This window comes from Nostoc favosum CHAB5714 (genome assembly GCF_020829495.1).
Classification (GTDB): domain Bacteria; phylum Cyanobacteriota; class Cyanobacteriia; order Cyanobacteriales; family Nostocaceae; genus Nostoc; species Nostoc favosum.
This window is the reverse complement of record NZ_JAIVFQ010000002.1, coordinates 42,098-64,328: the sequence shown is the minus strand read 5'-3', so window position 1 is coordinate 64,328 and position 22,231 is coordinate 42,098. Positions and strand designations below refer to the sequence as shown.

At 40.0% G+C, this 22,231-nt stretch carries 17 protein-coding genes; 12 read left to right on the top strand and 5 right to left on the bottom strand.

The genetic code is table 11. The annotated features are described in order from the left end of the window. Positions 1-1,277: 1,277 nt before the first annotated feature. Both LC586_RS01845 and LC586_RS01840 read left to right on the top strand, forming a co-directional pair. Positions 1,278-4,484 (top strand): glycoside hydrolase family 15 protein, encoded by a 3,207-nt coding sequence (locus tag LC586_RS01845; RefSeq protein ID WP_229482683.1) that lies wholly within the window; start codon positions 1,278-1,280, stop codon positions 4,482-4,484. Positions 4,485-4,616: 132 nt separating this feature from the next. Next, entirely contained in the window at positions 4,617-4,994 is a 378-nt protein-coding gene (locus LC586_RS01840) for a GxxExxY protein (protein ID WP_229482682.1), read from the top strand. 97 nt (positions 4,995-5,091) lie between these two features. Here the strand turns inward: LC586_RS01840 and LC586_RS01835 are convergent, their stop codons facing one another. Beyond that, positions 5,092-5,406, bottom strand: a complete 315-nt coding sequence (locus LC586_RS01835; protein WP_229482681.1) for a YkvA family protein — start codon at positions 5,404-5,406, stop codon at positions 5,092-5,094. A gap of 379 nt (positions 5,407-5,785) precedes the next feature. Between LC586_RS01835 and LC586_RS01830 the strand changes: the two genes are divergently transcribed. Together LC586_RS01830 and LC586_RS01825 are read left to right on the top strand one after the other, a co-directional pair. Further along, positions 5,786-6,388, top strand: coding sequence for a hypothetical protein (locus LC586_RS01830; protein WP_229482680.1), 603 nt, complete (start codon positions 5,786-5,788; stop codon positions 6,386-6,388). A 178-nt stretch (positions 6,389-6,566) separates the two neighbouring features. Next, positions 6,567-7,037: a glycine-rich domain-containing protein gene (locus LC586_RS01825; RefSeq protein WP_229482679.1), complete on the top strand. Its 471-nt coding sequence runs from the start codon at positions 6,567-6,569 to the stop codon at positions 7,035-7,037. 47 nt (positions 7,038-7,084) lie between these two features. Here LC586_RS01825 and LC586_RS01820 read toward each other — a convergent pair whose 3' ends face one another. Then, positions 7,085-9,451, bottom strand: a complete 2,367-nt coding sequence (locus LC586_RS01820; RefSeq protein WP_229482678.1) for a tetratricopeptide repeat protein — start codon at positions 9,449-9,451, stop codon at positions 7,085-7,087. A gap of 290 nt (positions 9,452-9,741) precedes the next feature. On the opposite strand from LC586_RS01820, the gene LC586_RS01815 reads away from it, so the two are divergent. The 6 genes from LC586_RS01815 (at position 9,742) to LC586_RS01790 (ending at position 18,543) form a co-directional block, all read left to right on the top strand. Beyond that, positions 9,742-11,343: an iron uptake porin gene (locus tag LC586_RS01815; RefSeq protein ID WP_229482677.1), complete on the top strand. Its 1,602-nt coding sequence runs from the start codon at positions 9,742-9,744 to the stop codon at positions 11,341-11,343. A gap of 567 nt (positions 11,344-11,910) precedes the next feature. Next, a complete protein-coding gene (locus LC586_RS01810; protein ID WP_229482676.1) occupies positions 11,911-14,529 on the top strand; it encodes a bifunctional serine/threonine-protein kinase/ABC transporter substrate-binding protein in 2,619 nt (872 codons plus the stop codon). A 57-nt stretch (positions 14,530-14,586) separates the two neighbouring features. Then, the gene (locus tag LC586_RS01805) at positions 14,587-16,176 is read left to right on the top strand and encodes an NB-ARC domain-containing protein (protein ID WP_229482675.1); all 1,590 of its coding nucleotides are present in this window, start codon (positions 14,587-14,589) and stop codon (positions 16,174-16,176) included. Positions 16,177-16,429: 253 nt separating this feature from the next. After that, a complete protein-coding gene (locus tag LC586_RS01800; RefSeq protein ID WP_229482674.1) occupies positions 16,430-17,158 on the top strand; it encodes a MotA/TolQ/ExbB proton channel family protein in 729 nt (242 codons plus the stop codon). A 41-nt stretch (positions 17,159-17,199) separates the two neighbouring features. Further along, positions 17,200-17,898, top strand: coding sequence for an ExbD/TolR family protein (locus tag LC586_RS01795; protein WP_229482673.1), 699 nt, complete (start codon positions 17,200-17,202; stop codon positions 17,896-17,898). A 282-nt stretch (positions 17,899-18,180) separates the two neighbouring features. Beyond that, the gene (locus LC586_RS01790) at positions 18,181-18,543 is read left to right on the top strand and encodes a phage holin family protein (protein ID WP_118165339.1); all 363 of its coding nucleotides are present in this window, start codon (positions 18,181-18,183) and stop codon (positions 18,541-18,543) included. A gap of 116 nt (positions 18,544-18,659) precedes the next feature. On the opposite strand, the gene psb29 is transcribed toward LC586_RS01790, so the two are convergent. Continuing rightward, positions 18,660-19,367, bottom strand: a complete 708-nt coding sequence (psb29, locus tag LC586_RS01785; RefSeq protein WP_229482672.1) for a photosystem II biogenesis protein Psp29 — start codon at positions 19,365-19,367, stop codon at positions 18,660-18,662. Between the two features lie 204 nt (positions 19,368-19,571). Here psb29 and LC586_RS01780 point away from each other — a divergent pair, with 204 nt between their 5' ends. Then, positions 19,572-20,174, top strand: coding sequence for a chromophore lyase CpcT/CpeT (locus LC586_RS01780; RefSeq protein ID WP_229482671.1), 603 nt, complete (start codon positions 19,572-19,574; stop codon positions 20,172-20,174). 94 nt (positions 20,175-20,268) lie between these two features. Here LC586_RS01780 and LC586_RS01775 read toward each other — a convergent pair whose 3' ends face one another. Further along, positions 20,269-20,637 carry an STAS domain-containing protein gene (locus LC586_RS01775; RefSeq protein WP_114083376.1) on the bottom strand — a complete coding sequence of 123 codons (369 nt, stop codon included), beginning with the start codon at positions 20,635-20,637 and terminating at the stop codon, positions 20,269-20,271. 110 nt (positions 20,638-20,747) lie between these two features. On the opposite strand from LC586_RS01775, the gene LC586_RS01770 reads away from it, so the two are divergent. Further along, positions 20,748-20,909 carry a hypothetical protein gene (locus LC586_RS01770; RefSeq protein ID WP_229482670.1) on the top strand — a complete coding sequence of 54 codons (162 nt, stop codon included), beginning with the start codon at positions 20,748-20,750 and terminating at the stop codon, positions 20,907-20,909. Positions 20,910-20,937: 28 nt separating this feature from the next. Here LC586_RS01770 and hemF read toward each other — a convergent pair whose 3' ends face one another. Next, on the bottom strand, positions 20,938-21,978 hold the full coding sequence (gene hemF, locus LC586_RS01765; RefSeq protein WP_229482669.1) for an oxygen-dependent coproporphyrinogen oxidase: 1,041 nt from the start codon (positions 21,976-21,978) through the stop codon (positions 20,938-20,940). Between the last annotated feature and the right edge of the window lie 253 nt (positions 21,979-22,231).

Here is a 22,231-nt window from a genome sequence, read left to right as displayed (position 1 = left end):
TACCTTCGAGGTGAATTTTAAGCTAATCTGCATTTAAGTTGCATAAAAGCAGGGCTGGAGCCAGGGTAAGCGCATATAATTTTGTAGCTAAAAATACAGAATATTTAACCAATAAATGTAGAGAGAATCGGATTTTAGTATTAAATATGTTAATAGGACTTACGCACTGTACAAATTGATTATCTTGTGTATCAACGAAAATGCGTCGTTTCAGGCTTTTAGAAATCATCCTGGGATAAATAGCGTAGGCGTAGCCCGCCGAAGGCATCGCCTAAAAGGGGTCGAAAAATCAAGGTTTAATCCCTGGAATCCATACCCCATATTTGGGTTTTCCTGTCAATGCGTAGTTCAAGCGTAGTAATCGTCAAAAATCCAATCGAGCTGCTATGGATAACAATTATATGTTGACGATTTTAGCTGCTTGTTTATCTCATCATAATGATGCTGAAAAAGCTTGTTGTCAATAGGGTTTGAAATGCGCTTACCCTGTGACAGATGCTCACCTTGAAACGGCTAGCTATCTGCGATCGCTACTACACTAAAACTAACTCGAAAAACTTTTGAAATAAGAATACAATCAGCACCTTTTGCAGTCATCAAGAGTGATGCAATTCTACTATAAGAATAGTATTTGATTTTTGAAATATACGTAGGGTGTGTTACAAGGTCAGCGCATCTTAACAATCATTGACAAAAAAATGAATTTGTGAGTTGCTTGCACCGTAAGCGTTTACCGCTAAATTAACCAGAGTTAACCTCTTGGATTATTAAGATGCGATCAGATAATTGTTACGCTAGATTTACAATTATCCTGTCTTGCAATAGCCTGAAAGAACGGAAATACGTAAAACCCACAAAATATTGGTTATGTCAATAGCATTTGAGATGCGCTTGGCCTGGGGTGTGTTAGCCAAGGGTAACGCACCATTTCAAGCTTTTAGTACGTTACGGCTTACGCCTAACACACCCTACAAATACTTAGATTTTTTCAGAAATCAAATATGATTCCTATATCAACAAAAATCATTCATTATGGCTGAAAAATATTTCAGTATAAAATAATTCGATAGACTGAACGAAGTTTGAACAAATATCATATTTTAGCTTGCGATCGCTAAAATTCAGTACCCAGAGGCGTATTAACAGGAGATAATAATAAGCTCACACCACCCTTAGCTGTTGTCCCATCAACCATTACAGAACTTATTCTGGCTTGGTTTAGCTAATTCACTTGACAGTCACAGGGTCAAATTTTGCAAATTGTTCTGAACCAAACCATGAAAACATCTACCAAATTGCTAGCTCGTCTAGACTATTACTACCAGCAAATCAAAACGATCATCCTGACTCGCCAGAATCCGATTACTGGTTTACTACCTGCGAGTACAGCGATTACAGCCCACGGCGATTATACTGATGCCTGGGTGCGAGACAACGTTTACAGCATTTTAGCAGTTTGGGGTTTAGGACTTGCATACCGCAAGATTGACGACGACAAAGGACGCACCTATGAATTAGAACACAGCGTCATCAAACTGATGCGCGGGTTGTTGTTTGCGATGATGCGACAGGCTCATAAAGTAGAGACATTTAAACATACTCAGTCGCTACTGGATGGACTGCACGCCAAATATAATACCGCGACTGGTGACATTGTTGTTGGTGATGATGAATGGGGACATTTGCAACTTGATGCCACATCTATATTTTTGCTGATATTGGCGCAAATGACCGCAGCAGGATTACAAATAATTTATACGATTGATGAAGTGAATTTCGTCCAAAATTTAGTTTACTATATTGGACGAGCTTACCGCACACCAGATTATGGCATTTGGGAACGTGGTAATAAAATTAATCGTGGTAGTGCTGAGTTAAATGCCAGTTCTGTAGGCATGGCAAAAGCTGCTTTAGAAGCTATTAATGGGCTGGATTTGTTTGGTGTGCGTGGTAGTCAAGCATCGGTAATTCATGTGCTACCAGATGAAATCGCCCGTGCCCGGATTACCCTAGAATCCTTATTACCGAGAGAATCTGGTTCCAAGGAAATTGATGCGGCGCTGTTGAGTATTATTAGTTATCCTGCCTTTGCAGTGGAAGATTTGGAGTTACGCGATCGCACTTTAAACGATATTATCAATAAACTCGCAGGTAAATACGGCTGCAAACGCTTTCTGCGTGATGGACACCAAACCGTTTTAGAAGATAATCAGCGCTTACACTACGAACCGTGGGAACTCAAGCAATTTGAGCATATTGAATGCGAATGGCCGTTATTTTTCACTTATTTAGTTCTAGATGGATTATTTCGCGGCGAACAAGAACAAGTTAAAAAATACCAAAATCTTTTAGAATCATTACTTATAGAACAAGATGGTTTGCGTTTATTGCCAGAACTTTATTATGTTCCAGCCGAAAACATAGAGGCAGAAAAATTAGCACCTCAAACACAACCACGTTTGCCCAATGAAAATATTCCCTTAGTGTGGGCGCAGAGTTTATATTTTTTCGGTGAAATGTTGAGTGAAGGGTTACTAGCGGTTGGTGATATCGACCCTTTAGGAAGACATTTGTGTGTGGGTAAACAGCGCGAATCGTTGGTACAAATTGCTTTATTGGCAGAAGATGAAGATTTACAAACGAAACTAGAAGTTCACGGAATTGAAGCACAAACGCCTACTCAAGTAGAACCGATTCAGGTGAGAAAAGCTGGAGAATTTTCAGCTATTTATACCCAAATCGGACGTAACAATAAACTTGGTTTAACTGGACGACCAGTGCGGCGGCTGCGAAGTTTGACAACATCTAGAATCTTTCGGATTAGCGGTGAAACAATTGTATTTTTGCCTTCATTCTCAGACTCTCAACAATTTTACTTAACCCTTGATTACCATTTTCTGTTAGATCAAATTAGAAGCGAACTAGCTTACATCCAAAAATATTGGAGCGATTTAGGGCGTCCTACCTTGACTTTAATGTTAACGCACACCATGTTACAAGCCGGTTCGGAAGCATTACTAGAACTAATGCAAGAACTGAAAAATGGTGTTTGTAACGGTGTGCGGGTGAAATTAGGGCGGCTAAATCAGCTAATGCTAACGGCCGGAATCCAAAGAATTGATTTTCTCCCCAATGCAGAATTCTCGCGATCGCCAGTAAAAAATGCTAGCCCACGTTGCTATTATCTAGCTTATCATCCTGAGAAAAACTGGCGTTTAGGACATACCCAAGAATTTCAAATGGAGTATGAAACTAACTTCGGATTATTACTTTCTTATTTGCGTTCATCAGAGAATATCTACGAGCAAATTGAGTTATTGCAAACTTTGACTCGCTTGCAGGGAATGAAATTTGATACGGGGTATGGTGGCCCAGGATATCCTGTCACCGTAGCCGATTTACTAGATGAAGTTTACATCAAAGCTGGAGATTTAGGCATTTGGGCAGTAGTGCGTCGGGCTGCGGGGTTACGGCAAATGGTTGATATCAGTTTATCAGATGCAGTGACGAGTATTTTGGTAAGGGGTAAGCAAATTGCTGTGGGTAAAGCTTACAGTGAAGCGTCCTTGATTACCGTACCCATGTCGCACGATGAAATTGCCGATAAAATTAATCATTTTTGTCGTGAGGATATACGCGATCGCGTCCTAACACAAGAGATTTTAATTTATCTTGGTATCTTAATTCGCTCAGAACCCGAACTATTTCAGGGACTACTAACGCTGAGAGTCGGCTATCTCATCTTATTGATCACCAGCGAACTAGCGCGGGAATTGCATGTCACTCAAGATGAAGCTTACGATCACTTAATGCAACTTTCACCCTTTGAAGTTAAAGTGCGCTTGCGTCAGGTATTAACTGGATATACTGGCATGAGTAACCTGTTGCGCCAGCAAGAATCACTGCACGTCAAACAAAAAGAAAGTGATATTGCTTGGGTGGTGCTACCAGGAATCGCCGAAGGGATAGAAGTTCCGCCGGGCGGTTGGCGACGGTTTCGCCAAGCCGAGGGTGCGACGGGGCGCGTACCAAAAGAATTTTTTAAACAAGTTTGGCTATTAATGCAACATTGCAAGGGTTTAGTAATTGGCGATAAATTAGAGCGCCGCAATCGTTTAGATAGTGAGATAATGTTGTCGGAGATGACAGCCGGGGAAAGAAATTTTGCTCTGTTAGTTGAGCATTTGCTGAATAAAATTGAAGCTCCAGAATACCGCCAAGTTAATATTGAAGCATTAATCGAATTAGGAGCGATCGCAGCCAATAATCCTAAGCTACAAATTGAAGAATATATTGTATTAGATGTGTTAATTGGTCATGCGGTGCGATTGGCGTGGTTGGAAAACCATACTCATCGCAGCGATCGGTATGATGAGGATAAGGCGAGTGCGTGGCGATCGTTTTACAATACTTCACCTAGAGATTGCGCTAGTTATATTTTGAAGGCATTTAGGTTCTTGACGGAATTTGTGAAGGATTTTTAAACGCAGAGGGGAGGCAGCGCGTTGCGGGGGTTCCCACGCCACTTGCTTTATGCCGGGGAACCCGTCCACCGCAGTGGCTCCCCGTTGTAGCGACTGCCGTCGCGCAAAGGTAAACGCAGAGGAACGCAGAGGATGAGAGAGAATGAGTTGAGTGGGTTGATTATTGGTTGTGCGATCAGGGTGCATACTGCTTTGGGGCCAGGTTTGTTGGAGTCGGCTTATGAAGAGTGCTTAGATTATGAGTTGAAAAAAGCCGGATTGAATGTTGGTAAGCAAATTCCATTACCTTTGGTTTACCAAGATGTGCAATTGGAATGCGTTTATCGATTAGATTTGATAGTCGAAAACAAAGTAATTGTAGAGATTAAATCTGTAGAATCCTTCCACCCGATTCACTCCGTTCAACTTCTAACCTATCTCAAACTAGCAAACTGCAAACTAGGTCTTCTCCTCAACTTTAATGTCCTCCACCTCAAAGAAGGTATTAAACGCGTAGCCAACAACCTCTAACTCCCCCTCTGCGTTCCTCTGCGCTTCCCTTTGCGTTCCTTTGCGTTGAAAAAAATATCCCCCACCTCAGATTCCAAAAGCAGGGGTTTTGTTAAATTTACTTAACAGAAACAGAATCAACATCAATAGTGCTTCCAGTAGAGGTAGAACCCTCAGTAGTATTAGATGCTTCAGTACCCACATCACCCTTACGAGCTTTCCAGCCCTCAATTACTAGCCCAGACACCTCAGAAACTAGCAGAGTCAAAAGGAAAACATCATCAATCTGTCCCGCAACGGGTATAAAATCTGGAAGAATATCAAATGGACTGACCAAATAGGCTAACGTTCCTAAAATTACCCACCAACGGTACTTCGGGTTACGAAGCACATTGCGATACCAAGTGTAAAGTGATTCGATTGAAAATTTCATATTTTGAACCTCCAGTTATCTTTAATTTTGACAAATTATCCTATAAATTGGCGGTGGGAATAACCGCCCTAGTTAGTCTGGAAGACGCTACTCGTAATGACATACGTTTTGAAGCAGATGTTGAACTTTTTGCTTAATTTATGGTCAAAGTCACACTACCCCAACTGTACTTACAAAGTTTGCTGTAACTGAGAACTCTGCAATTCAGGTATCAGCCATTACTGGAAGCTGGTAGCTTAACTGAACTTTTCTCTGAGCGTTAAATGAACTATTCTCTGAGCCAAAACTGAGGTTTGAACTCATATTTGCTTTAATGGTAAACCCTTAATTGTAGCTCAACAGAGAGATATCAATTTAACACAAAGAAGGAGATCGAGTTATGCTAAATGCTGTAAAAAAAATTGCTGTCACTTCTTGTACACTACTGACTCTTGGAATGCATAACCCAGCAATTGCGTTGGTTGAGCAAGACGTGTTTTCGAGTGGATTAGTATCTATTAATACTAAAAAATTGACGCCCAAACAGTCTAATTTAGTTGCAGATAACAGTACTTATTGGAGTCCGCAGGGGGATTGTAAAATTTTAATGCCAGGTATAGTCACAGACAGTACAGAGGAACAATTGACATCTGTAAGCGCTACTACGCGTACAATATATACTATTATACATAAAGAATTTCCAGAAGCTTCCAGGATACCTATTCTACAGGTTCGGCAAGTGTTGCAAAGTGCAATGCGGGAAACTATTGGTCGTACTGGCAAGGTTATTAGAACTACCAATCTTGTAATTGATGGGCATCCTGGTTTGGAGCTACTGATGGAACACTCGGATGAAACTCTGGGACAATATCGTGCATTTGTGGTTAATCAGCATCTTTATTTTATGGGAGCTATTACACCAAATGAGTTAACCACAGAATCTGTTAATTTCTTTGATTCTTTTCGGGTTTATCCTGAGCGGATTCGTTACTCAAGCTTCTGAATTTATTAATGATTAAAACAAAAGATGATCTTCATAGATTTGTTGCTCAATCAGGATCTAACCTAGACTGATTGCTTAACAATAAATGAAGTTGTCTTGAATATTGCACAGCCTAATGACAATCATTAAATTTAATTTTTGTTACAAAACACTTTGATTGGATATCAGGAGTTGTAAATTGAATTTGATTCAGACGTTCCCCATAATATCTTGGCAGTATCTTGTAGAGCAAAGTTTCTTTGATAAGCTAAAAAGTATTGAATGGCAAGCAATATTTATGAGACTTATCAAATCTGAACAAGGTCAAAATATGAGTGTAATACAAGCCTTATTTGCAATTCGACAGTATGGTTTGTTCTTATTTTTAATCCAAAAATACCCATACCTGAGAATGGTTCCTAATCAAGAAATTGATGCAGTTTTACACGCACATATAGCTAATATTCATCAGTTTGAAAAAGACTGCCAAAGCCTCTTTAGTATTTGTCTGAAACACGTTCCCGAATTTGGAGTTGGAGGAGAAGCTGAACATTTAGAATGGCAATTAGCTTTTGCTCAAACTCAGAAACTCTTCGATCTCAATTTTGGGCAAGGTACTATGGGCAGATCCGCAGCCGCTTGTTGTGAAATTCTTTTGAATTTTACATAGGGCTTGCTGCTTTCAAAATCATTCTGAAGAACCAGATAGCCGCCTTATTAGAGAATTCGGCTATCTGACATTTCTGTATCTAACGTTTGCAGCAAATTTTGTGTTTCCTCGACTTCCAGTAGCATCCCCAATTTCTCAAAATTTTCTAATGCTTTACTAGCCCAATAGTGAGCATCAAATAAATTGCCTTTCGCCTTTGCCAGAGAGCATAATGAGCGTTGACAAAATCCAATACGGCTCTTGTCTTCGTTAGCTTCAGCTACGCGTAGTCCTTCTGTTAAAAGTCCTTCGGCTTCATCCAATCTTTCTTGTTTGATGGCAATGTCAGCCAGCCAATTTTGAGTACAAAAGATGGCGCGTATCCAGTCCATCGCTTGTGCGAGTTTTAGGGTTTCTTGAAAAATTATTTTTGCTTCCTCGTATTTTCCATTTTTAAATAAAATTTCACCTTGATAATATTGAATTTGAACTAATTGCCGCGATCGCTGCTGTTGATCTAATTGTGTTTGTTCTAGTAGTTCTACTGCTTGGGTCAGCCAAACCTGGGCCTCATCAAACCTTTGCTGTTGAATGCGTAAAACTGCTATATTTCTTGCCAAAGACAACATAAATAAACTTTTTTGATAGTGACGTAGTTCCCAAGCTTTGCTAAATAGTTTATCTGCTTCTTCTAACTGCTTCTGCTTTCCCATCGAGGTGAGAGTCCAAGCACGGTCAACCATCACTTTTGCTGTAACTGACCAGTTCCCACGTTGTTCTGCTGCTTGAATTAGCCATGTTGTCCAAGTAAGGCGATCATCCCAGTATTGCAAACGACTTTCTCGCCTACCCATAATATGGGTGTATGCCTCAAGATTTTGCCAGAAGTTCAACATCTCGGCGTATCGACTCTCAACCATACACCACTCAATGGCAGCTTGTAAATTTTGCCACTCCTCCTCCAAACCATTGAACTGTCCTTGCCACCCTTTAGCATCTTGTCCGGCGTACCTTTGGGAAAAGCTTGAGTACCAACCAATCCACCTCTCCCTTGCTTGCCGTTCAAAGTCAGGGTGAGCCTTTAGTTCGGCTAGGGCATACTCGCGGGTTAGTGGTAGCATACTATAGCGATTATTCTCTTGTCTGACCAGGGAAAGTCCTCGCAGTCGAGCTAAGTCTGCATTTGTTGTATTCAAGTTAACTTCTGGGACTGCAACTTGTACCAGAGCATCCTGCAAAGCTGGCATTGGAAACAGCGCTAATGCCATGAGTAACTTATGGGCTGATTGTCCTGTGAGTGGTTTGACGGAAGTTTCAAAGCAAAAACGGGCAACATCTCCCGTAGACTGAGATACTCCTCCCAATACTTCTTTAATGGGGTAGCCGTTAGCTAGCTGACCAATTGCGTAGCTGATGGCTACTGGAATACCCCCTGTGACTTTGTAAAGTGTTTGACTATCTTTATTGCTGAGGGAAACTCCCTTTTCTTTAGCTTCGTGCTTAATTAAACAAAGACCATCTGACTCTGGCATTGATGTCAACCGCACGGGTACAAATAAAATTTGTTCGCGGGTGGTAATGACCGCTTTGACAGTTGGTGGCAATTCATACAAAAATGCCAAAACATCCTGTTGATTTTCCACAGTCTCTAAATTATCGACAATTAGCAATGTGCGCTGACAGGAAAGGACATCTTTAATTAAATCTAATTGCTCTTCAAAACTCACCCCTGTAATATCTAATTCATCTAATATCCGCACAATCTGACGGAAAATATCGTGCAAAGTTCTTCTGGGAGCCAAACTTGGCAATAAACCGAAGGGCATGAGGTAAGACTGTTTGGCCGAGGTAAAAATAATGGTATCGAAGGTAGGCACACCCAAGCAAGTTTCGTTGTTGTAACTGGCGTGCAGACAGCGATAGGCTGCTTCTAGGACAAGTGTTGTTTTGCCTACACCTCCAATCCCATCGACGCTAACCAAATGTGCAGAATGTCTGGGTGAAACTAACTCCAAAAGCCGAGCAATTTCCTCTTCTCGACCAACAAATGCAGTGCAGCTAGGAGCAGGTAAGTTGTGACGTAGCTGTTTGGGAGAAATAGGCGGGGGAACTAAAGGCAGTTCGAGTGTAACAATTTCGCTGCCATTACTTATGTTGTATTTAGGTTCTTTTAATAATTTTTCTAAAATCAATTTCACTGTATTAATACGTACTTTATGCCCTGTAGCGTTTGATAATAACTCCCAAAGTTTTGGGGAAGATGCTCGCTGCACAGTGCCGTCGGTGTATCCAGAAACCTGAATATCTTTAAGCTTCTTCCCTCCCAAAACTTGCTCCAGGATAGACTTTTGCACATTTGTTAAAGGTATTCCTGTTTTTGAGAGAACTAGAACATTTGCTATTCTTATGAGTTCCGATATTTTGTCAGTGCTCATCTGTCCACTGGAAATAATTTCTTTTAGTGAGCTTAACTTAATTTGAGAGATAAATTAAATCTTTAAAAAATTGAGCGAACAAACTGAAAATGTTGAATATTTTGAACTTTATAGTTGAATATATGGTTGAAATTCCAGCGAAAAAATCAATAAAATTTCTGATAGTTTATGAATAAAGCCTCAAGGTAAAAGTATATAGATTTAAGTTTTTGCCATGTCAAGGAAATTACTTATTACAAAAAATAGTAATTTCCAGGTTTTTAAAAAATAATTCTTGTCAGGAGAAAAATATGTTTAGTTTTTTCAGAGCTTCTCTGAGGTTAGTTCCTGCTGTCTTGATTTTGGTACTAGCTCCCTTCGCCAGAGTTCAGGCTGAAGATTTACTAGGAGTTTTAACAACTGAAAAAAGCACTGATTCCCTTCAGAAAGTTAGTCAATATGCTCAACTTGATTCTCCACCAGTCACTTCAGTTACTCAGCTTTCTGATGTGCAACCGACAGACTGGGCATTTCAAGCGTTGCAGTCTCTAATTGAGCGTTATGGCTGTATCGCTGGATACTCTGATGGTAGTTTCAAAGGCGATCGCGCCATGACTCGCTTTGAGTTTGCGACTGCATTAAACGCCTGCTTAGACAAAGTTAACCAAAGAATTGATGCTGATATCACACAGATGGTTAACAAAGAAGATTTGGCGACTTTGCAAAAGCTACAAGAGGAATTTGCAACAGAACTTGCTACCTTACGGGGTAGAGTTGATGTTTTAGAAGCACGTACCGAACAGTTAGAGGAACAACGGTTCTCTACCACTACAAAACTTAATGGTCAAGTGATATTTGCTGCCACAGATGCTCTTGGAGATGCTAGCCCTAGTGGAAATGGGGATCAAAGCAACCTCACATTTTCTAGTCGGGTGCGTCTCAACTTTGATACCAGCTTTACTGGAAAAGATCGGCTGCGGATACGATTTCAGGCGAGTAATGTGGTAAACCCAACTGCACCCGGAAATGAAGCTCGTTTAAGCTTCCTATCTGGTAGTGATACAAATAATAATGTTTTCCTCAGTAAGCTGGAATATCGTTTTCCCATAGGCGATAAAGTAAGTTTTCTGTTGGGTACAGGTTTTAATACTTACTTCGATGATGCGGATGTGATTAATCCTCTACAAAGCGATGCGGATGCTACTATTTCTCGCTTCGGTCGATACAGTCCAATTTTTCGCTTAGGTGGAGATACGGGTGTAGGTGTGACTTTTAAGCCGAATGGCAATTTAAAAGCAGAGATGTTTTATTTAGCAGCTAATACCAACAACCCTGGTAGCGGCTTGTTTAATGGTAAATATGGTGCATTGGCACAGATTGTATTCTATCCAAATGAAAAAGACACAAATACCAAAATTGCCTTCACTTACGTCAATGCTTACAACGAGAATGGTTTAGGACATAATACTGGCAGTTTAGCCTCCAACTTGGGCGGCAGAAAAGTTTCTTCTAATTCCTATGGTATTGAAACGAATGTAGTAGTTAGTGATGGCTTGCAACTTGGTGGATGGATAGCTTACACCAATGCACGAGCATTGAGTGGCGAAGTCAAAGGTGATGCTGATATCTGGAGTTGGGCTGTCACTTTAGCCTTCCCTGATTTGGGCAAAAAAGGGAATTTGGGAGGGATTATCGTTGGGATGCAGCCTAAATTGACTAGTTCTTCAGCAGAGTTATCAGGCTTACCTCGTCGTGACCCCGATACGGGATTTCATATTGAAGGGTTTTATCGGTATCAAATCAACGACAATATCAGTATTACTCCTGGTTTAATTTGGCTGACAGCACCAAATCACAACGAGCAGAATGGGGACATTTTTGTGGGAGTAATTAGAACTACGTTCAAGATATAAAGAACATTGTATCAGAACCCTGACTTTATTAAAAAAGTCGGGGTTGCAAAAGTATTATTTTTTGCAAAAAACATTAGTTGCAGGATGTTACAAGAATCATGACTGTACTAAAATTATTACGTAAGCAATACTGCTGAAGAGGTGAGCGTAACTTTAATCTAATTCGTAATTGCTTACGTCAAAGCTTTTACCTACGTAATTTTTAGGTTTAATATCCCCGCCTCTATAGCAATTCTAAATTAGCTGGGAGCATCCCAAATGTGTAAAAACATATTTTGTCATTGCGAGCGTAATGAAATGAAGCGTTCGCGGAGCGTCTCGTAGAGAAGCAATCGCAACATCTAGACTTTGTGATTGCTACCCTACGGGAACGCCAAAGGCGAACATTCCGCTTTGCTTCATTCGCAATGACAATCTATCATCTTGGTAAATTTGCTTGCATTGGGATGCTCCCAATTAGCTCCCCGACTTCTTAGATAAATCGAGGATCTGAAGTTATCGATTCTTCCAAATTAAACAATCTTTTGTTATCCAGGGTTTAATTAAACTAATTTTGGAGATTAATCAATGCAACAACCAATGGAAGTTTACTGTACTCGTCCAAGTTGTACAAAACCTGAAAATACTATTCCAGGCGATTTTTTAAATTCAAATACAACAGAAATACTTTGCTCTAATTGTAAAATGCCATTGATTTTACAGGGGAATTTTGTAGCCCTAAGTTTTATAGGAAGCGGCGGATTTGGCAGAACTTTTAAAGCACTGGATCTGCACTTTCCGTACACAACCCGTGTAATTAAACAGTTGCACCCCAGAAATACTTCTGGACAAATATTAACTCCAACAATTCTCAAACGGATAGAAGAAATGTTTGTGAGAGAAGCAATCACTTTGGACAGACTGAGACATCCACGAATTCCCAAATTTTTGGCTTTTTTTACTATGGAACTTGAGGAAGAAACAGGCTATGTGCAAAAGTTTTTTTATTTAGTGCAGGATTATATAGAAGGAAAAAATTTAGCTCAGGAACTCCGGGAGGTGGGAAGCTTTTCAGAGGGTGAAGTTATAAACATTCTCAAGGAAATTCTGAACTTACTCAATTATATCCATAATTATGACGGTACTAACGGAGTTATACATAGAGATATTAAGCCTGCTAATATCATACGCTGTAGTCAGGACGATAAGCTATATCTAATAGATTTTGGTGCAGTTAAACAGATATTGCAAGGATTAGAGGTTGAGACAACATCTATAGTGCTAGATCCGCATTTTGCACCGCCTGAGCAATTTGATCGTGACAAAGTATCCCCTGCATCAGATTTATACGCCACAGCCACAACTTGTCTGTGTTTGTTAACAGGAATTACAGATACTCGTGAGCTTCTCTTGAATTCAAGTTGGAGAGTTCATGTGCCAGTGAGCGATCAGTATTTTGCAAAAGCTTTAGACGAAATGCTCAAACGCAGACAAGAAGACCGTCCTCAGTCTGCTCAAGAGGTTCTTAAGATTCTGTCTGGTGAACCTAATTCAGGCTCACATCCTACTCAAAGACCTAATTCAGGCTCGTCTCCTAAACCAAGAATGTTGAGGAGATTTCTTGATTGGGTGAGGCAACTTCCTAGACGCTGGCGTTCGATAATAAGTTTTGTTTTTCCGTTTTCATTAGGAATTGCGATCGCAGTTGCTTTCACTGTTATATTTTATCCTAAACCATTAGTCCCACCACCTTTTGCCAACTATTTTAGCAGAGGGGAAGAATCTTTAATTGCTCAACTAAATGCAAAAGCTGTTGATCAAAGTTGCAAAAAAGCTTACAATCTCAAGCAAGAAGGAATGAAAGCTTTTAAAAGAGCTAGTTTGTCTGGTAATAATAACGATTTTCAAGAGGCTTACAGTAAGTTTACAGAATCTATAGCTATGGTAAGAACCTCTAGCCAAAATTCTTGTATATCTGATCCTGAAACATTCATTTATCAATACAACTCTAAGGTCGCTCAAGCTACATCAGCGCGTAACCTACCAACAATTGCAGTTGTTATTCCAAATATGCCCGAAGATAATATTGCATTAGAAATACTACGTGGTGTAGCCCAAGTTTTACAAGAACAAGACACAAATTTACCATTGTTTCAAATACTCCTAGCAAGTAACAATAATATAGACCAGGAAGTAAAAAAGCTAGCTGGATTTATTTCTGATCAAAATATTCCAGAAGAATTTAATCATTTTAAGAAAAGTCAAATTTTAGGAGTTATTGGCCGCTATACAAGCAAATATCTTTTTAATCAAAATACAAGTACACAACAAAAGGTTGAGGGTGTAGGAGAAATTTATGGGAAAAAAGAACTTGTTTTGATTGCACCTACAAGTACCGCTACCAGGACAATCAATTCTCAATCAATAATAACAACTCAAGGAAAATATTTGCATCGTTATGTTTTCCGAACAGCTTCTAATGATTCCATTGCCGCATCAAAATTATCTAAATATGTATGGGATGATCTTAAATTAAATAACGTCCTGATTATTTACGATTCTAAAGATATTTATAGCCAATCTTTAGCCGTAGAATTTCAATCTAAATTGAGCGATAAATATCCAGAAGGAAATTACAATCTTTGTGATGTATCAGCATCTATAAATAATGCTTTACTTTGCAAAAATCAGTTGAAAAATTCCGAGCTACAGGCATTAATGTTAGCAGCTCCTAATGTAAATTATAATGAATACCTGGATATTATTAGAAGAGTAACGAGCAGAAAAGTTCAAATTTTAGCAGGAGATAATTTGTATAAAAACATACAAAGTTCTGCTAATAAAATAACAATTGCGGTGTCTTTTCATGCAGATAATGCTAAAAAAAATTTTAATGATAAAACTGAAGAGCTTTGGGGAATAAGAAAAGTTAGTTGGAGAACAATGACTTCGTATGACGCAGCGCAGGTATTTGTGCAAGCTTTAAAAAATAATAACAATCCAACTCGTCAAAGTATATTCAATAAGTTGAATGATGAGAATAATTTTTCTGCTCCAGGTGCTACTACAGAGGTAAGATTTAATCGAGATCACGATCGCAAAGCAGTCACAGGGGTTGGTGTTTTAGTACAAGTTAATCAAAGTAATCCTAACAGTGATGAATATGGTTTTACTCTTCTGGAAACACCACAACGAAATAATCCCTAAAAAGACGTACAAACTGTCAATGTAAGAATGTAATTTTTTCACATAAACTTGAAATTTATGCCTGAACGCTTTTCTCTCAAAGCCTCTCAACAGGGAAAAAAACTTATCAAGGAAGCCTGGAAGAGGCTAATTCTGAAACATGGAACGGCGATTGCAAGTGCTTCAGATATGAATGAAATATTTCTTCAAGAAGCAAGTAAGATTTTACAACCAGATAAAAACTGGGATAATGTTTCAGAAGACCATTGTGCTGTATCATCAGCTACTTTGAAACGCTTTCGGGAAGCAAAGGAACGTATTACTGCCTCTACTTTTAAGACTTTTTGTCAAGTTTTGGACTTGAACTGGGAAGATATAGCAGAAAATGAAGCAGATGCTAATAGAGATTTGAGCGAAGCACCCCCTCCTATTAATTTTTATGGACGTACCCAAGAATTAGCTGAACTTCAGCAATGGCTTATCCAAAAAGGTTGTCGATTAGTCCTTATTCACGGAATGGGGGGAATTGGAAAAAGCGCCTTAGTTCGCCATTTAGTAGATAGGATTGCTGACAAATATAATCGCTTACTCTGGGTTTCTCTAGAATCTGCACCACCATTTAAAAAGATATTGAATAGACTGGTGCAATTTTTATCTAAAGGTGAACAAGAAGAAGGCGATATTTACCAACTCATGCAGTATTTACATCATCAAAAATGTTTAATAGTGCTGGATGCTTGGGAGGAAATTATAGACAATTATAGCGAAGATTATACAAAGTATAATGTATTTGTCGAGAGAGTTGCTAAAGAATCCCACAAAAGCTCTTTGTTATTACTTAGTAGAAGAAAACCTGACAATATTGCAATATTAGAAGGAAAATTTGTTTGTTCCAAAAAATCGTTACCTCTTATGAAAAAAGACGTAAAAGAATTTTTAAGTGCAGAAGGTCTATTTGGTACAGATATTGAACTAGAAAAATTTAGTGAGCGTTATAATAATCCGTGGATACTTAAAAGAATTATACAAAGCATTCATAATGTGTTTAATGGTGATATATCACCATTTATAAATAATGGTGAAGTTACAACTGTTATTGATGAATTAACCACTGGTTTTTTAAATCAGCAATTTAAAAGACTTTCACAAGTAGAAATAAATCTGATCTATTGGGTAGGTATCAGACGCAATACAGCCTTATGGAATGAATTAGTACAAGACAGTCAGCAATTTTTAACTTATCAGCAGTTATTTGAGACTGTAAATAATTTAATTGTAAGGCATTGTTTAATGTCTAAAAATACAGAAGAAATTTCAGTAATTTATATACTAGAACCAATTATTTTAAAATATAGTAATGAGCGATTTATCGCAGAAAATTACGTGCAAATTAACCAAGTATTTCAAAATGGGATCATTAATGGTTGTGAACTCTTTATTACTCATGGTTTCATTACAGGAGACCCAAAAGATGAAGAACTCAATCAGGAACAAATGAGGCGGATTGTTAAACCCATTGAAAAAATGCTATTGGCTAACTTTCGTAGTCAGCAGCAACTTGAAAACCAACTTAAAAAAGTTTTGTCACTATTGGAAGATAAAGGATTATCTCAAGGATATGCCTCCCAAAATATTTCACATTTGATCTCGGCTGGCAAAGAAAACTAGCTAAGTGTCCACCCGTGTATAAGTAAGTTGGCACAATAAAACTAGACTAAAACCCTCTTCCCTCGTGCCTCTTGCCTTCTGCCTCCTGCCTTATCCCAATGTTCAGCAGTCTAAGTCAAATACCCCATGCTTGCACTGTCTTTTTAGGTTTTCGGTAAATTTATATTTTGGAAGTCCCTCATTTTGCATTAATCTCTAGAATTAAAATGCCTAAGCACATTTGCTCTAGTCATAGAGGGAGGAAACTTAAACAGTGGATATTTTAGATTTATTTTATAAGGGCGGGCCAGCAATGTGGCCTTTGCTTATTCTCTCAATTCTGTCTTTGAGTGTGATTTTTGAGCGTTTGTGGTTCTGGTTACGAATTTTGACTCAGGAAAAGCAAATAGTCGATCGCATCCTGGATGCTGCCCAGAATAATTGGCAAGAAGCTGCTGACATTGCTAGACTTGCAAGCCATCAGCCTGTCGGGCGTTTTCTCTATGCTCCTCTACGTTTTCCAAAAACTGATGCGGAAACCTTTCGACTAGCACTGGAGTCCACAGCCGAAGATGAATTAGCTGGAATGCGGCGGGGCGAAAAACTTTTAGAAGCCGTAATTGCCCTCGCGCCCCTGCTGGGATTGTTAGGTACAGTTTTGGGTCTAATCCAGTCCCTGCGCTCAATTCGGATTGGCGATTTAGGAACTGAATCTACCGCCGGGGTGACTACTGGTATTGGTGAATCCTTAATTAGTACGGCAGCAGGGCTAATAGTTGCCATTATTAGTTTGGTATTTTACCGCCTATTTCAAAGTTTTGTAGTCAATCAAGTCAAAGTTTTTCGGAAGGCAGGGAATGAGATGGAATTGCTTTACCGCCAGTCCCCCCCTGATTTTAGTAATAGTACATCAGCAATTGTGCGAGAAAATTTCACTCCACCCCGCAAGCCAGGAAAGACTAGGTTGCCTGAACCTCCTGAACCCCCGAATTCACCTAATTAGTCAATAATTCAACCCCCGAACTAGGCATTTAAATTGAGAAAATGAAAGTTAATCTACATACCCCAATTGAAGAAGTCCAAATTCAAATCATCCCTTTAATAGATGTTGTTTTTTGTATTCTGACGTTTTTTTTATTAGCGGCATTACAATTTACGCGCCAACAGGCAATAAATGTTGATTTGCCCAAAGCCAGCGCCAGTTCAGTATCTGGAATAACATCACAGAGTGGAAGTCTGATTGTAACTATCGATGCCGTTGGCAATACTTACATAGAAAAACAGCCTGTACAACGCGATGATTTGGGAGCGAGGTTAAAACAGTATCTCCAAGCAAACCCTAGTGCCGTTGTGGTGCTGAATGCTTCGCGGACAGCAACTTATAATGATGTAATTGAGACATTGGATTTGCTACGGCAAGTAGGAGGCGATCGCGTTTCTTTGGGAATTATTCCTGGCCCATCTCAACCACCTACAAACTCACTCAACCAGCCTAATATTCCTTCTTTCCCAATCAATCCTGGTGCAGCACCAATACCCACAACCGCACCATTTCCAGGCATCAATCCCGAAGGGAATCTTGCCCCTAAATTTCCCTCAGCACCTAATTCTGTACCCCTTCCTGGCATAACTCAGCCTCCAACGGGGCAAGGCATCAGCCCTATCAATCCTGGTATTTCCAACCCACCAGCATCTCAAGCGCCTGTAGCACCTAAACAAACCCAACCTAATCCCAAAAGATGAGATAGGGGCATGGGGCATTGGGCATGGGGCATGGGGCATGGGGCATGGGGCATTGGTTATTTCCCCTCTACTTCCCCTGCCTCCCCTACTCCCTACTCCCCACTCCCCACTCCCCACTCCACTTCAAACTTTTCCCAAACCTAAAGATATCTAAAATAAAATTCCGTTAGAGAAAAATTTCCTGCTAATTTATAGATAATTGGTTGAGCTTTAAAGATTTTTTTCACCGAGAAACTGAAGTAATTTATCACCAATTGCCATTCACGTTTCAGGGGTTGTGGCATGAATATCGTTACGCTTTTAATTGTTTGGTTAGTAACAGCTATTAGCCTGTTGATAATTAGTAAATTACCTTTAGGAGTTGAGATTGATACTCCTGGTAAAGCCTTCCTTTCTGCCGCAGTGCTTGGTATCGTGACGGCAATAGTCAGACCGATTTTAAGCCTCGTTTTTGCAGTACCAAACTTACTCACATTGGACTTACTATCCAGCATTTTCACATTTATGATTGCCGTGGTTTGTTTTAGTATTGCTGCTTGGTTAGTAGAAGGCTTTCGCTTGCGTTACGGTATTTGGAGTGCCGTTATTGGGGCATTTGCGCTGACTATAATTAACAGCTTAATCTACAAATTATTGGGCGTCTAAAATTAAAAGAGACGCGATTAATCGCGTCTCTACTAAGACGCGATTAATCGCGTCTCTACAAGAGTTATTAACAACTCTTAACTCATAACTCATCACTCCTCACTTCCATCTCCTAACTATTCGTTGGAACTTGGGGGAGCAAGGGTGGTAGTTGATTGTTGTTTACGTTGTTCGCGTTTTTTGCGATCGGCTGAGAGCATATCTGCCATCACTATTAGCGCTTGCGCCATCTTCTCTAGGTTAGAACGATATAGCTCCAAATCCTTGTTGAGTTTGTCATCAGAAAGGTGCAAGCCAGCAGCGATCGCTTTTAGCGCCTCCGTGAGTTGCTTTTCATCTTTGACTAATTCAGGATCTGACTGTTCTAATAACGAAAATACACCAATTGCGAACAAACGGTTGTATTTAAAGTTAGGATTGTTGGCGATCGCTTGCAATTGTGCTTGCAAGTCCCCATCTCGATCTAAAAAAGTAGTTTGGCCTAGCCACCCAATTAAATCTTTAACTGGCAAACCTTTAGCTACAGCTTGCAATCTTTCGGCATCCTGTCGATAATGTTGCGGATCTTGTTCCATAGCCCGACATAGGGCGTTAAAAATTGATTCTTGATCCCGTTCTGGTTCATAGCCTTGCATGAAGCGGTCAAAAGTAGTGACGACGCCCAAGGCATAAATTGAATTGTAGCTAAAATCGATATTTACTGACAGCAGATGCATTTCCACCATCAATTCTTCTACTACCCGACGATAAATAGTGTTGATCGGACGGGTATGAAGATTGTAAAAAGTTCGTTTTGTATCAGAGACAGTACGGACGTTGTTCACAAAGAAAATGTTAAGGGCGACGTATCTTTATTTTCTCGCTTAAAGGCTACTTTGCCAAGTTTAGCTTTTGACTGGTGACGGTTTGATTTACAATGTAGACAAATCAGAAGTATTTTATAAGCTAGTAGCCACAGGGGATTAAGACCCTTTCCTCTAAAAAACTAGCCAAAAATATTTATTTTTAATGATTTGTTTATCGCATTTATGAACTTTTCGCCACAGTTAATTGCTTTGGGTGAGTATCTAGCTGGTGAATTTGATAATCAAGAACAAGCCATAGGAGAACCAATTTGGTTTGTCCACCTCCGGCTGTGGCAAAGACCAATTAATCTGTTCACAGAAGATAGCATCACCCTCTTTGCCGAACAGGCTAGCCTTGTTAATCTAGATAAACCTTACCGCCAGCGAATTATGCGGTTGCGTCAGGGCAGCAATGACACATCTCTGGAAGTACAATACTACATGCCTCAAGATCCAGGTGCATTAATAGGCGCAGGCAATAACCCTGCTCTACTTAACACACTGACATCCGAACAATTAGATTTACTACCAGGTTGTATCCTAACAGTAACTCAGGAAACACTAGCTGGCGATCGCTATAAGTTTACCGCTACCCCACTACCAGAAACTCGTTGCAGCTTTACTTATCTTGGCAATAGCATCAATGTTTCCTTGGGTTTTGAAGCTACTGCTTTAGAATTTCACAGCTATGACAAAGGAATCGATCCAGCAACTGGAAAAGCAACTTGGGGAGCGATTATGGGGCCTTATCGCTACACCAAGCGAAACCAGTATTCAATAACATAAAGTTATAAGTTATGAGTTATAAGTTATGAATTTTGAATTAAATCCTGTACAGACGCGATTAATCGCGTCTGTACTCCTAACTCCTAACTCTTTTTTAGCTAGCGATGCTACGAGGTACACCTTCTAAAGCTTCGTCTTCTGTTTCAAAGATTTCAAAGACAGTATCCATCATCGTCACTTCAAACACGAGTTTGGCTTCTGGATGTACATTGCAGATGCGGAAACTGCCCTTAACTTTATCAGCATCACGCATCCCAGCAACCAAAGATGTAAGACCAGAACTATCAATAAAATTTACCTGAGCCAGATTTACAACTACATGGCGGCTGAGTTTGGAAATACACTCCTGTAACTTCAGGCGAAATTGCCAAGCAGTGGTAATATCTAGGCGACCTGCTGGTGTCAGGACAATAACGGTGTTTCCGTCTTGGGTTGTATAAGTTTTTTGGTCTATATGAATCACTAAAGCCCTCCCCGTGACATTCTTCTTAAGATTAACTATTTACAGAATTTTCTAATGCTGCCACTTGAGGTTAACAAGCTATAGCTAAAATTGTCACCTTTTTTTGCTAAGTGCTTAACTTTAGTAGTTTAACTCAGCAAAATAGTGGGGAGTGGGGAGATGAGGGAGATGAGGAAGTCGGGGAAGATCGGGATAATTATCATAACTCCTGTACAGACGCGATTAATCGCGTCTGTACTCCTAACTCCAAACTCCTAACTCCTAACTCCTAACTCCTAACTCCTAACTCAGCACTCAGCACTATTTGGGTGTCCAGTTGATCCAATCTTGAGGCTTAAGGAAAGTTTCATACAACTCGGCTTCGGGGGAATTGGGTTCCGGTTGATAGCCGTATTCCCAGCGCACTAAGGGCGGTAGGGACATGAGAATTGATTCGGTGCGTCCGTTGGTTTGTAGACCAAAAATAGTACCTCGGTCATAAACCAAGTTAAATTCTACATACCGTCCTCGGCGGTAGAGTTGAAAATTTCGTTGGCGATCGCCATACTCCATCCCATTGCGCCGTTCTACAATTGGTACATAGGCTGGTAAAAATGCTCTACCACAGTCTTGCACAAAAGCAAATAAATCTTCCCAATTGCGGGTTGCTGGTGTTCCCACCTGGTTGCTATGAATAGCCCCTTCCCCATTCGGATTTGGCCCGCGATATAAAGCACCCTGACCATCTTGGTAATCAAAAAACAGACCACCTACGCCCCGTGTCTCATCACGATGCTTGAGGTAAAAATATTCATCGCACCACAGCTTAAACACAGAGTAATAGTCTGGGTGGTGTTTGTCACAAGCCTGTTTTAACGTTTTATGTAAATGTGCCGCATCTTCAGCAAAGGGGTAATAAGGTGTCAAGTCAAGACCACCACCAAACCACCACACTGGCCCTGCTTCAAAGTAGCGATAATTTAGATGAACTGTGGGCACGTAAGGATTGTGAGGATGTAATACCATTGAAGTGCCTGTGGCATAAAAGCCATGCCCTGCTGCTTCAGGGCGTTGGGCTAAAATTGAGGCTGGCAAATGGGAACCCCAAACTTCAGAAAAATTTACACCTGCTTGTTCAAATATTGCACCTTCTCGCAGCACGCGCGATCGCCCTCCACCCCCTTCTGGGCGTTCCCAACTATCTTCATGAAACTTAGCCACACCATCTAGTTTTGCCAATGATTCGGTAATTTCGTCTTGCAGTTGTTTCATAAACTGACTGACTCTAGTCTGAGCGTCAGGTGCTGGCAAAGACTTGGATGATTCTGCTGCTACAGTTGGTGTTTGCGAGTTGGTCAACATAGATTCCCGAACCTAAATTACAATTTCCAGAAAGCCACAAATTTCTTATCTTAAAATTTGGGGGAAACACGCGCCAACAATCAAGCTCTATTTGCCCAACCCGCTTTTTCTTACTGGTTAAGCATTTATACGATTGATGGGCATCACTAGAGTTATTTTCCCTCAAATGCGTATAGGCTTGTATATTGACTGAGTTTTTTTTGAAATTCTTAATTGGAACATTCTGGTATAAATACTAGACTTTAGTCGTAAC

Bases quoted from the DNA above. Each gene is read 5' to 3' on its own strand.
- LC586_RS01845 (WP_229482683.1), top strand. From the start codon at position 1,278: ATGAAAACATCTACCAAATTGCTAGCTCGTCTAGACTATTACTACCAG.
- LC586_RS01840 (WP_229482682.1), top strand. From the start codon at position 4,617: ATGAGAGAGAATGAGTTGAGTGGGTTGATTATTGGTTGTGCGATCAGG.
- LC586_RS01835 (WP_229482681.1), bottom strand. From the start codon at position 5,406: ATGAAATTTTCAATCGAATCACTTTACACTTGGTATCGCAATGTGCTT.
- LC586_RS01830 (WP_229482680.1), top strand. From the start codon at position 5,786: ATGCTAAATGCTGTAAAAAAAATTGCTGTCACTTCTTGTACACTACTG.
- LC586_RS01820 (WP_229482678.1), bottom strand. From the start codon at position 9,451: ATGAGCACTGACAAAATATCGGAACTCATAAGAATAGCAAATGTTCTA.
- LC586_RS01815 (WP_229482677.1), top strand. From the start codon at position 9,742: ATGTTTAGTTTTTTCAGAGCTTCTCTGAGGTTAGTTCCTGCTGTCTTG.
- LC586_RS01810 (WP_229482676.1), top strand. From the start codon at position 11,911: ATGCAACAACCAATGGAAGTTTACTGTACTCGTCCAAGTTGTACAAAA.
- LC586_RS01805 (WP_229482675.1), top strand. From the start codon at position 14,587: ATGCCTGAACGCTTTTCTCTCAAAGCCTCTCAACAGGGAAAAAAACTT.
- LC586_RS01795 (WP_229482673.1), top strand. From the start codon at position 17,200: ATGAAAGTTAATCTACATACCCCAATTGAAGAAGTCCAAATTCAAATC.
- LC586_RS01790 (WP_118165339.1), top strand. From the start codon at position 18,181: ATGAATATCGTTACGCTTTTAATTGTTTGGTTAGTAACAGCTATTAGC.
- LC586_RS01780 (WP_229482671.1), top strand. From the start codon at position 19,572: ATGAACTTTTCGCCACAGTTAATTGCTTTGGGTGAGTATCTAGCTGGT.
- hemF (WP_229482669.1), bottom strand. From the start codon at position 21,978: ATGTTGACCAACTCGCAAACACCAACTGTAGCAGCAGAATCATCCAAG.